This window comes from Kitasatospora sp. NPDC005856 (assembly GCF_040629945.1).
In the GTDB taxonomy this organism is placed as follows: Bacteria; Actinomycetota; Actinomycetes; order Streptomycetales; family Streptomycetaceae; genus Kitasatospora.
Genome location: NZ_JBEXWT010000101.1, coordinates 21,290 through 31,998 on the forward strand (window position 1 = coordinate 21,290; position 10,709 = coordinate 31,998).

Here is a 10,709-nt window from a genome sequence, read left to right on the forward strand (position 1 = left end):
CCCCGTCACGCCGCGGCGACGCCGCGTCCCGGGCCGGCGGGGCCTCAGGCCAGCGGGCCGGTGACCCGCTCGACCGCCCGCACCAGCGTGCCCGAGGCGACCAGCTCGGCGGCCGACTCCAGGTCGGGCGAGAGGAAGCGGTCGCGGCCGGCGCCGCCGACCCCGGCCTCCCGGGCGGCGGCCAGCGCCGCCGCGGTGGCGGGGGCGAGCCCGCCGGCCCCGTCGGTCTGCTGACGGATCTCCAGTGCGCGGGCGGAGGCGGTGAGTTCGACGGCGAGGATGCGGCCGAGGTTGGCCACCGCCTGGCGCAGCTTGCGCGCGGCCGACCAGCCCATCGAGACGTGGTCCTCCTGCATCGCGGAGGAGGGGATCGAGTCGACCGAGGCCGGGACGGCGAGCCGCTTGTTCTCGCTGACCAGCGCGGCCTGGGTGTACTGGGCGATCATCAGGCCGGAGTCCACGCCCGGGTCGTCGGCCAGGAAGGCCGGCAGGCCGTGCGAGCGGGCCTTGTCGAGCAGCCGGTCGGTGCGCCGCTCGGAGATCGAGCCGAGGTCGGCGGCGGCGATGGCGAGGAAGTCCAGCACGTAGGCGACCGGGGCGCCGTGGAAGTTGCCGTTGGACTCGACCCGGCCGTCCGGCAGCACCACCGGGTTGTCGACCGAGGCGGCCAGCTCGCGCGAGGCGACCAGCCGGGCGTGCGCCAGGGTGTCCCGGCCGGCGCCGGCCACCTGCGGGGCGCAGCGGATCGAGTAGGCGTCCTGGACCCGCGGCGCGTCGTCCTGGTGGTGGCCGGTGAGGCCGGAGTCCTTGAGGACGGCGAGCATGTTGGCGGCGCTGAGCGCCTGGCCCGGGTGCGGGCGGATCGGGGCGTGCAGCTCGGGGGCGAGCACCTTGTCGGTGCCGAGCAGCGCCTCCAGGCTCATCGCGGCGGTGATGTCGGCGGTGGTGAACAGCCGCTGGAGGTCGGCGATGGCCATCACCAGCATGCCGAGCATGCCGTCGGTGCCGTTGATGAGGGCGAGGCCCTCCTTCTCCAGCAGCTCGACGGGCTCGATCCCGGCCGCGGCGAGCAGCTCGGCGGCGGGCTTCTCCACGCCGTCCGGGCCGGTGGCGGTGCCCTCGCCCATCAGGACCAGCGCGCAGTGCGACAGCGGCGCGAGGTCGCCGGAGCAGCCGAGCGAGCCGAACTCCCGCACCACCGGCGTGATGCCCGCGTTGAGCAGGGCGGCCATGGTCTGCGCGACCAGCGGACGGACGCCGGTGCGGCCGGAGGCCAGGGTCTTCATCCGCAGGAACATCAGCGCGCGGACCACCTCGCGCTCGACCACCGGCCCCATGCCGGCGGCGTGCGAGCGCACCAGCGACCGCTGCAGCTGGGCGCGCAGCTCGGGGCTGATGTGGCGCACGGCGAGCGCACCGAAGCCGGTCGACACGCCGTAGACGGGGCGCGGCTCGGCCGCGAGGGCGTCGATCCGCGCCCGGGAGGCCGCCATCTCGGCCTGCGCGTCGGGACCGATCTCGACCCGGGCGTTGTCCCGGGCGACGGCGAGGACGTCCTCGGCGCTGACGTCGGCCTTGCCGACCAGGACCAGCGGAGCGTCGGGGGCCACAGCACTGTGCATATCCATATACACCATCACATCAGGTGAATGAAGATATGACAACAGGTGTTCGCCATCCGGATTCTCCGCCCTCCGGACCGGCGCCGCACGCCGTGGCCCCGGCCACCCCGTCACCGCACGAGTTCGGCCTCGATCAGATCGGCCGCCCGGGCGGTGCCGCCCTCGGCCCGGCCGGCGGCGGACAGCCCCCGCAGCCGCTCCTCCACCGCCGGGTCGCCGACCAGCTCCAGCAGCGCCGCGCGCAGCGCCTGCGGGGTGGCCGCCTCGGTGTCCAGCCGGCGGGCGACGCCGTGGCCCACCAGGGCGTCCGCATTGGCGAACTGGTCGACGCCCTGCGGCACCGCGATCATCGGCACGGCGTGGAACAGCCCCTCGCTGGAGCCGCCCATGCCCGCATGGGTGACGAAGGCGTCCGCCTGGGCGAGCACCGACATCTGCGGCACCCAGCGGTGCACCTCGACGGCGTCCGGCACCTCGCCGAGCTCGGCGAGGTCGGTGTGCTTGCCGACCTGCAGCACGGTGCGCCAGCCCGGCAGGTCACCGAAGGCCTCGACGCACGCCCGGTAGAAGTCGGGCTGGTTGGTGTAGGCCGAGCCCAGCGAGACCAGCAGCACCTTCTCCGCACCGGCCGGCCGCTGCCACCGCCCCTGGTGGGCCCGGTCGCCGAAGCAGGGCCCGACGAAGCTGATCCGCTGCTCGTCGACCCGGTCGGCGTTGGGCTGCAGGGCCCGCGGGATCAGCGCGATCGCCCGCTGGGGGCGGGACTTGAAGGCGTCCACGTCACGCTCCACCGCACCGGCCTCGGCCAGCCAGTCGGCGAACCGGCGGTAGTGCTCGGCACCGCCCGGACCGGTGCGGACCGCCTCGAAGACCTCCGCCAGGTCCTGCTCGAAGCCCTCCCAGCCGACGTAGGTGGGCGACAGCTGCACCACCGGAACCCCCAGCCGCTCGCCCAGCGCCCGGCCCGCGAAGCCCGCGATGTCGTAGAGCACCAGGTCGGGCCGGTCGTCGGCGAAGGCCTCCAGCAGGACGGGCCACATCGCGAGCGCGTCGTCCAGGAACAGCTCCTGGAGCGCCACCGGGTCCTCCACCCAGCTGTTGGGGTCGTCGTCGAGCGGCAGCTTCGTCGGGTACGGGACGAAGGCGGCGCCGGTGGACTCGACGGTCTCCCGGAAGGACGGGTCGTTGACGTAGCTGACCCGGTGGCCGCGGGCGACCAGCTCGGTGATCACGGCCAGGCTGGGGTTGACGTGCCCGTGCGCAGGGATGGAGACCATCAGGATGTGTGCGGGGCGGGTCATGGGCACCTCCGGGGATAGCGAATGAGACGAGACGGTCCGTCTCGCAACGTCTGGGAAGACAATACGTCTCGTCTCGTCATTTCGCATAGACTTTTCCCCATGACTTCCAGAACCGCCCCCGACCCCGCCCGCCGCAGCGAACGCGCCCGCGCCGCCGTCCTCGGCGCCGCCATCGAACTCGTCGCCGAAGTCGGCTACGGCAAAGTCACCATCGAGGCGATCGCCGCCCGCGCCGGCGTCGGCAAGCAGACCATCTACCGGTGGTGGCCCTCGAAGGGCGCCGTCGTCTTCGACGCCTTCCTCTCCGTCAACGAGAGCGAGGGCAGCCTCGCCCTCCCCGACACCGGCGACCTCGCCGCCGATCTCCGCACCGTCCTGCGCCCCACCAGCGACGAGCTCGCCGAACCGGGCGCCGACCGCACCTACCGGGCGATCATCGCCGAGATCCTCAACGACCCCGCGCTGTACGCCGAGTACCGCACCCGCCTGCTGGAACCGCTGCTGGAGGTCACCCGCGACCGCCTCCGCAGCGCCCGCGAGGCCGGCCAGATCGCCCCCGACACCGACCTCGACCTGGCCCTCGAACTCGTCTACGGCCCGCTCCACTACCGCTGGCAGTACCGGCTCGGCCCGCTCACCCACGAGCACGCCGACCGCCTGGTCGACGCCGCCCTGCGGGCCCTCAACCCGCCTGCGGCCGGCGGCGGCTCCGGCGCCTGAGCCGGACCACGGCCGACACCACGACCGGCACGCAGCACAGCAGGCCGAAGGCGATCCAGGAGAACAGCCTCCCGAGCCCGCCGCGGGAGCCGTGGTGCGACCTGCGCTTCTTCGCCTTGGACAGCGCGGACTTCGCGACCTGGTGCACCCCGGCGGAGGCCCTCAGCCCAGGCGCCCGCTCGGGCACCGTCCGCACCACTCCGGCCACCCCCACCGGCGCCGCCGACGCCGGTGCGGCCCCCGCCACCGCACCCCCGAGACCCCCGGGACCCCCGGGACCCCCGAACACCAGCCCCCCGAACACCAGCACCCCGGCCACCGCCGCGCCCACCCACCGTCCGCCCACGGCCGAACCCCCGTTCCCCGAAAGACCGTCCCCCCGACCCTCCCCCACTCCGGCCGCCCCCGGCACCCCCGAGCCGCCGACCGCGACCCGCCCGGAACACCCCCGTCACCGAACCCGCACACACCGCGCGCGGCCGGGCGCCCCCCGGCCCGCGGCCCCGTGCTTCGGCCCGCCGCGTCAGGCGGCCGGCGGGGAGGCCGGGCCGGCCAGGGCGACCGAGACCAGGGCCCGCATGGCGCAGGCGGCCTGACCCAGCGGCAGGGTCGCGTCGTCGGCGAAGAGCTCCACCAGCCAGCCGCCGGCCGGGTTCTGGCCGCCGGCCGCGACCATGCCCCGGTAGCCGGAGACGACGAGCACCGCCTCCTCCGCCGGGTCGTTGCCGGCCGCGCCCGCCCGCAGGGCGAAGGCTCCGCCGCGAACGGCGCGGCGGGTCATCGGGTAGTGCCGGAGGTCGAAGACCGCGTCGGGGGCCTCGATCCGGGCCCGCTGGGTCTCGGCGCGGACGTTGGTGGGGCCGCTGGTCATCCGGTAGACGGCGTGCTGGGCGGTGCGCATGAAGTGGGAGCCGGGCGGAACGTACGAGACCCACCAGCCGACGGCGTCCAGCAGCCGGGCGGAGGCCTCGGCGACCACGACCAGCTTGCCGAGGGTGTCCGCCGGGTGGACGGCCCGGGCCGTGGCGGCCTGGTCGAGGGAGGCGAGCACCGCGGTGAGCAGCTGCCCCGGGTCGGCGCTGTGGGCGGCGCCGCGGAACCGCCGCCGGTCGCCCGCCCCGGCCCGGCCGCCGGGGCCGCGTCGCCCGTCCGCCCGGTGGTGCGGGTCGGCGGCGTCGGCGAGCAGCACGGTGGGATCGGGCGAGAAGCCGGGGCCGTGGCTGCGCCCGGCGACCACGGGATGGGCGGCGCGGGCCGCCTTGGCCCGGTACTGGGCGGCGTCGGCGAGCCGGAACAGCCGGTCGGGGGTGGTGACGGGACCGATCGAGTCCCCGGTGGAGGCGACGCCGCAGGCCACGCCCTCGCCCTCGGAGAGCGCGAGCGCCCGGGCGCACAGCTCCTCGGCGACGGCGACCACCTCGTCGGCCTTCTGCCCCTCCACCAGCAGGCAGAACTCGTCGCCGCCGAGCCGGGCGGCGAGGCTGCCGGGGAGCTTGGCGGCGGCCAGCGAGAGCTGGTGGGCGAACCGCTCCAGCAGCCGGTCGCCCATCTCGTGGCCGAGCTGGTCGTTGACCCGCTTCAGTCCGTTGACGTCGCAGACCACCAGCGAGACCACGGTGTCGTCCCGGTTGTGCGCCTCCAGCGCGCTCTCCAGCCGGGCGTCGACGGCGCGCCGGTTGGCCAGACCGGTGAGGGGGTCGGAGAAGGCGAGCTTGCGCAGGTCGGCGAGGCGCTCGGTCTGTGCCAGCCCGGCCGAGACCTGGGCGGCGAGCAGGGTCGCGTAGTCGGCGTCGGCCTCGGTGAACTCGGGCATCCCGGCCGAGCGGGCGAGGTACAGCTCGCCCCAGGCCTGGCCGTGCAGCACGATCGGCGCGACCACGCAGCAGGCCCGCCCGCGCCGGCGCAGCGCCGCGGCGCGTTCCTGGCAGTACGCGCCGGCGGTCGGGTGGGCGTGCCCGGCGTGCGGCTCGCTGTTCTCGGCGCTCTGCAGCCAGGCGCGCGGCAGCCGCCCGGTGGTCCAGCGCTCCTCCAGGTACGTGACGATCTCGGGGAAGTCGGCGACCGGGTACGACTCGTCCTCGGGAAGTTCCTCCTCGCCCGGGGCGAGTTCGCCGTGGTTGACCAGGACCCGCAGCCGGCCGGACTCGCGGTCCCAGACCGAGACGGCGGCCATGGTGGCGCCGAGCGCCTCGGTGGCCCGGGCGGCGGCGGCCCGGACGGCCTCCAGGGGGGTGAGCGCGGCGGCCATGTCCTGGGCGAGCTCGACCACGGACTGCAGCCTCAGGTCGGGCAGCGGGTCGGGGTGGCGCGGAGCGCCGCAGTCGCAGCCGCGGTCCGTCATGATCGCCTCACTGCTCACCGGCTCGCCTCGCTCCCTGTGCTCGGTCCTGCCGGACCCCCGCCGACCGGCCGCACCCGACCGGCCGCTTGCACCAAGACTATGGCGGTTTCATTCGGTTATGCCCCGTTTGCCCGGACGGACCCGCACCGGACCGTACGGGTTTCAACCGTTCGGCACCCGGGAAGCCCGTGTCGCCACGGGAGGTCGCACCCACGAACGGCCACGCCGCGGCGGCTTCCTCCACCCCGGAACGCCTTCCCCGTGGGCGGGCCGCCATGCCTCTCCCCGTCGACGGGCCGCCGCGCCTCCCCCGGTGGGCCACGGCGGACGGCCCGCCACGCCTTCCGGACGGGGCGCCGTTACTCGGCCCTCAGCCGCCGGGTGAGCAGCCACGGTTCGACCAGCCCGAGCCCCCGCACCGGCCGCCGCCACATCGGCTGCAGGTGGAACCGGGCCCCGGTCTCCGGGCCCGGCATCGGCAGCCCGGAGGCGGGCATCCCGGCCGCCGCCGACAGCGCCTCGGCCAGGCCCGGCCCCTCCGAGTCGGCCGGGGCGACGCTGCCGTTCTGCTCCAGCGCGGCGGCGAACTCGCCGTCGATCAGCACCGCGTCCTTGGGCGCGATCGAGGTCAGCCGGCTGGCCAGGTTGACGGTGGTGCCGAAGACGTCGCCCATCCGCGAGGTGACCGTGCCGAAGGCCATGCCGACCCGCAGCGGCGGGATGGTGTCGTCCCCGGCCAGCGCCTCGATCAGGCTCAGCGCGATCTCGGCGGCGGTCGCCGGGTCCTCGGAGACGTAGAGGATCTCGTCGCCGAGCGTCTTGATCACCCGGCCGCCCTGGCCGGCGATCAGGTCCGAACAGGTGTTCTCGAAGGTCTCGACCAGCTCGCCGAGCTCCTCCTCCTCCAGCCGCCGGGACAGCCGGGTGAAACCGACCAGGTCGGCGAAGCCGACGGCGAGCCGCCCGCTGGTGATCTCGTTGTCCTCGGCGGCCTGCACCACCCGGCCGGTGACGGCCGCCAGCTGGCGCCGCCAGACGTACACCAGGAACTGCTCCAGCTCCGGCAGCAGCAGCTCCACCAGCGGGTACGCGACATCCGCCCGCGTCAGCCCGGGCTCGACGGACTGGGTGAGGTTCTCCAGGAAGGTGTCCATCTGCCAGCCGGCCAGCCGGGCCGTGGTCTGACCGGTGGAACGGGCCACCTGGATCGCCATCGACTCACTGAGCAGCCCGGACTCGACCAGGCCGGCCAGGCGCCGCAGCGCGATCACGTCGCCGTCGGTGAGCGCCCGGGACTGGCCGATGTCGGGGAAGCCCATGGCGCGCCAGAACCGGGTGGCCAGCTCCATCGGGACGTCGGCGGCGCGCGCGGCCTGGTACGGGGTGTAGCGGCGCGGCGCGTCCAGGATCAGGCGTTCCAGTTCGAGCGCGACCGTGGGGTCGTTGTTGCCCGCCGTCGCGCCGCTGCTGCCGTCCTCTGCCACCGGTCCGTCCCCGTGCGATCGCCGCACTCGCCTCGTGTCCTACCTGTCCGGGTGCGCCGTCCGCCACCCGGGCGGGCAGTGGCGCGCCTCACACCGCTGCCAGGTGGAATGTTCGCACGGAATCGTCGGATCCGGGGCATCAGCCCGGGTCAAGGGGAGGTGAAGACTGCCGTTCAGCGGGGCTCGGGGCGCACGTGGACGACGTCCCCCGCACCGACCGCCCGGCGTACGCCGTCGGGTGTGCGGACCACCAGCCGCCCGTCGCCGTCCACCGCCACCGCCTCGCCGACCAGCTCGCGGTCGCCCGGCAGGTGCACCTTCACCTGCCGGCCCAGGGTGGTGCAGCGGTCCACGTAGGCGCGCAGCAGGTCGCTGGCGTGCGGGTCGCCCGCGGCGGCCGTCCAATCCCGGTACAGCTCGGCGAGCTCGCGCAGCAGGGCGCGCAGCAGGGTGCCCCGGTCGGTGGTCGAGGCGTCGGCCAGCACGAGCGAGGCGGCGGCGGGGACGGGCAGCTCCCGCTCGCGCAACGAGACGTTGAGGCCGATGCCGACCACCACCGCGCCGCCGGACAGCTCGGTGAGGATGCCGCCGAGCTTGCGCTCCGCGCCGTCGATCTCCACCTGGAGGTCGTTGGGCCACTTCAGCCCGACCTCGACCCCGGCGACCCGGCCGAGCGTGCTGGCCACGGCCACCCCGACGAGGATCGGCAGCCAGCCGTACCGCTCGACCGGCACCTCCTCGGGGCGCAGCAGCACGGACAGGAACAGCCCGGAGCGGGGCGGGGCGGTCCACCGCCGGTCCAGCCGGCCGCGGGCGGCGCTCTGCGCCTCGGCCACCAGCACCGCACCCTGCGCGGCGCCCGCCACGGCCCGGGCGGCGAGGTCGCTGTTGGTGGAACCGGTCTCGGCGACGACGTCCAGGGAGGTCCACAGGCCGCCCGGGACGAGCAGGTCGTGGCGCAGCGCCGCCTCGTCCAGCGGCGGACGGTCCAGGTCGGTCCAGGGCGACGGCCCGGCGTGGCCGAAGCCGCGCAGTCCGCTGCGGCGGGGGGGCTGGGGTTCGGTCATGGGAAAACACTAGGGCGTGCGCGGGGCGCAGGCCGCCCCATCGTCCCGCAGAACGCGCGGGGACACACTGTGTCGAGGGTCATGACGCCGGGACGTGACGCATCGCCCTCCGCGCTGGCTACGCTACCCAGCGGTAGTTCGTAGCGCCGCCCTGCCCTCATGCGCGGGCCCACCACCCGGCCCCGCGCGCACTCGAACAGGTCGCGGCCATGGATCAGGGAGAGCCACCGGATGACCGAGGCGCCGTACGACCCCCACACCACCGCCGGCAAGCTCGCCGACCTGCGGCGCAGGCTGGACGAGGCGGTGCACTCCGGGTCCGCGAAGGCCGTGGAGAAGCAGCACGCCAAGGGCAAGCTGACCGCCCGCGAGCGGGTCGCGGAGTTGCTGGACGAGGACTCGTTCGTGGAGTTCGACGAGTTCGCCCGGCACCGCTCGACCAACTTCGGCCAGGAGAAGAACCGGCCGTACGGCGACGGCGTGGTGACCGGCTACGGCACCGTGGACGGCCGCCAGGTCGCCGTGTTCGCCCAGGACTTCACCGTCTTCGGCGGCTCGCTCGGCGAGGTCTTCGGCGAGAAGATCGTCAAGGTGATGGACTTCGCGCTGAAGACCGGCTGCCCGGTCATCGGCATCAACGACTCCGGCGGCGCGCGGATCCAGGAGGGCGTGGTCTCGCTCGGCCTGTACGGCGAGATCTTCCGCCGCAACGTGCACGCCTCCGGCGTCATCCCGCAGATCTCGCTGATCATGGGCCCCTGCGCGGGCGGCGCGGTGTACTCCCCCGCGATCACCGACTTCGTGGTGATGGCCGACCGGACCTCGCACATGTTCATCACCGGCCCCGACGTGATCAAGACCGTCACCGGCGAGGACGTCGGCATGGAGGAGCTGGGCGGCGCGCGCACCCACAACACCAAGTCGGGCAACGCGCACTACCTCGCCGCGGACGAGAAGGAGGCGATCGAGTACGTCAAGAGCCTGCTCTCGTACCTGCCCTCCAACAACCTCAGCGACCCGCCGTCCTACCCCGAGCAGGCCGACCTCGCGATCACCGAGGAGGACCTCGAACTCGACACCATCGTGCCGGACTCGGCGAACCAGCCGTACGACATGCGCAAGGTGATCGAGCACATCGTCGACGACGGCGAGTTCCTGGAGACCCAGCCGCTGTACGCGGGCAACATCATCACCGGCTTCGGCCGGATCGAGGGCCAGTCCGTCGGCATCGTCGGCAGCCAGCCGATGGACCTGGCCGGCTGCCTGGACATCGACGCCAGCGAGAAGGCCGCCCGCTTCATCCGCACCTGCGACTCGTTCAACGTCCCGGTGCTGACCTTCGTGGACGTGCCCGGCTTCCTGCCCGGCACCGAGCAGGAGTGGGACGGCATCATCCGCCGCGGCGCCAAGCTGATCTACGCCTACGCCGAGGCCACCGTCCCGCTGATCACCGTGATCACCCGCAAGGCCTTCGGCGGCGCGTACGACGTCATGGGCTCCAAGCACCTGGGCGCGGACCTCAACCTGGCCTGGCCGACCGCGCAGATCGCCGTGATGGGCGCGCAGGGCGCGGTCAACATCCTGCACCGCCGGGAGATCGCCGAGGCCGAGGCGGCCGGCACCGCCGAGGAGAAGCGGGCCGAGCTGATCGCCTCGTACGAGGACACCCTGCTGAACCCGTACCTGGCGGCCGAGCGCGGCTACGTGGACGCGGTGATCGCGCCGAGCGAGACCCGCCGGCACATCGTCCGCGGCCTGCGGGCGCTGCGCGGCAAGCGCGAGGTGCTGCCGCCGAAGAAGCACGGCAACATCCCCCTGTAGGCCCCGTCCCTGTCGGGAGAGAACCAGCCATGTCCCCGATCCACGTGCTGCACGGGCAGCCGACCCCCGAGGAGCTGGCCACCGTCCTGGCGGTGGTCCAGGCCCGGGCCGCCGCCGCGCAGGCCGCCGCCGAGGCGGCGCGCCTGGCCGGTGCCGGCCCGGCCTCCCCCTGGAACGACCGTGCCCGCCTGCTGCGCCCCGCCGTCCGCCCGGGCGTGAACGCCTGGCGGACCTCGGGCTGGGCGCACTGACGTCCGCCGCGCGGAGCGCCCGGCCGGACGTAGCCGTGGTTCATGCGCAGGCCCGTCACCAGCTCGAAGATGTCGAGGATGACCTCGCGGTCCCGGAAGCCG

Annotated in this window: 8 protein-coding genes and 1 pseudogene; 3 read left to right on the forward strand and 6 right to left on the reverse strand. The window is 74.4% G+C overall.

Features of this window, described 5'->3' with window-relative positions:
* Window positions 1-44: 44 nt before the first annotated feature.
* On the reverse strand, window positions 45-1,622 hold the full coding sequence (hutH, locus tag ABZ449_RS36195) for a histidine ammonia-lyase (protein ID WP_360354668.1): 1,578 nt from the start codon (window positions 1,620-1,622) through the stop codon (window positions 45-47).
* A gap of 110 nt (window positions 1,623-1,732) precedes the next feature.
* Window positions 1,733-2,923: a macrolide family glycosyltransferase gene (locus tag ABZ449_RS36200; RefSeq protein ID WP_360354671.1), complete on the reverse strand. Its 1,191-nt coding sequence runs from the start codon at window positions 2,921-2,923 to the stop codon at window positions 1,733-1,735.
* 99 nt (window positions 2,924-3,022) lie between these two features.
* On the opposite strand from ABZ449_RS36200, the gene ABZ449_RS36205 reads away from it, so the two are divergent.
* Window positions 3,023-3,643 carry a TetR/AcrR family transcriptional regulator gene (locus tag ABZ449_RS36205; protein ID WP_360354674.1) on the forward strand — a complete coding sequence of 207 codons (621 nt, stop codon included), beginning with the start codon at window positions 3,023-3,025 and terminating at the stop codon, window positions 3,641-3,643.
* Here ABZ449_RS36205 and ABZ449_RS36210 read toward each other — a convergent pair.
* The 4 genes and pseudogenes from ABZ449_RS36210 to ABZ449_RS36225 all read right to left on the reverse strand — a co-directional run bounded on the left by ABZ449_RS36210 (window position 3,606) and on the right by ABZ449_RS36225 (window position 8,535).
* Window positions 3,606-3,842: a hypothetical protein gene (locus tag ABZ449_RS36210; RefSeq protein ID WP_360354677.1), complete on the reverse strand. Its 237-nt coding sequence runs from the start codon at window positions 3,840-3,842 to the stop codon at window positions 3,606-3,608. The two genes, ABZ449_RS36205 and ABZ449_RS36210, sit on opposite strands and share 38 nt — an antisense overlap.
* 1,023 nt (window positions 3,843-4,865) lie before the next feature.
* Window positions 4,866-5,891 (reverse strand): annotated as a pseudogene (locus tag ABZ449_RS36215) (sensor domain-containing diguanylate cyclase); the annotation flags it as partial.
* A gap of 452 nt (window positions 5,892-6,343) precedes the next feature.
* Window positions 6,344-7,468, reverse strand: a complete 1,125-nt coding sequence (locus tag ABZ449_RS36220; RefSeq protein ID WP_360354678.1) for an adenylate/guanylate cyclase domain-containing protein — start codon at window positions 7,466-7,468, stop codon at window positions 6,344-6,346.
* 173 nt (window positions 7,469-7,641) lie between these two features.
* Window positions 7,642-8,535 (reverse strand): biotin--[acetyl-CoA-carboxylase] ligase, encoded by an 894-nt coding sequence (locus ABZ449_RS36225; RefSeq protein WP_360354680.1) that lies wholly within the window; start codon window positions 8,533-8,535, stop codon window positions 7,642-7,644.
* A 231-nt stretch (window positions 8,536-8,766) separates the two neighbouring features.
* Here ABZ449_RS36225 and ABZ449_RS36230 point away from each other — a divergent pair, with 231 nt between their 5' ends.
* Window positions 8,767-10,356, forward strand: a complete 1,590-nt coding sequence (locus ABZ449_RS36230; RefSeq protein ID WP_360354682.1) for an acyl-CoA carboxylase subunit beta — start codon at window positions 8,767-8,769, stop codon at window positions 10,354-10,356.
* Window positions 10,357-10,385: 29 nt separating this feature from the next.
* Window positions 10,386-10,607, forward strand: a complete 222-nt coding sequence (locus ABZ449_RS36235; RefSeq protein WP_359828520.1) for an acyl-CoA carboxylase epsilon subunit — start codon at window positions 10,386-10,388, stop codon at window positions 10,605-10,607.
* Window positions 10,608-10,709: the final 102 nt, after the last annotated feature.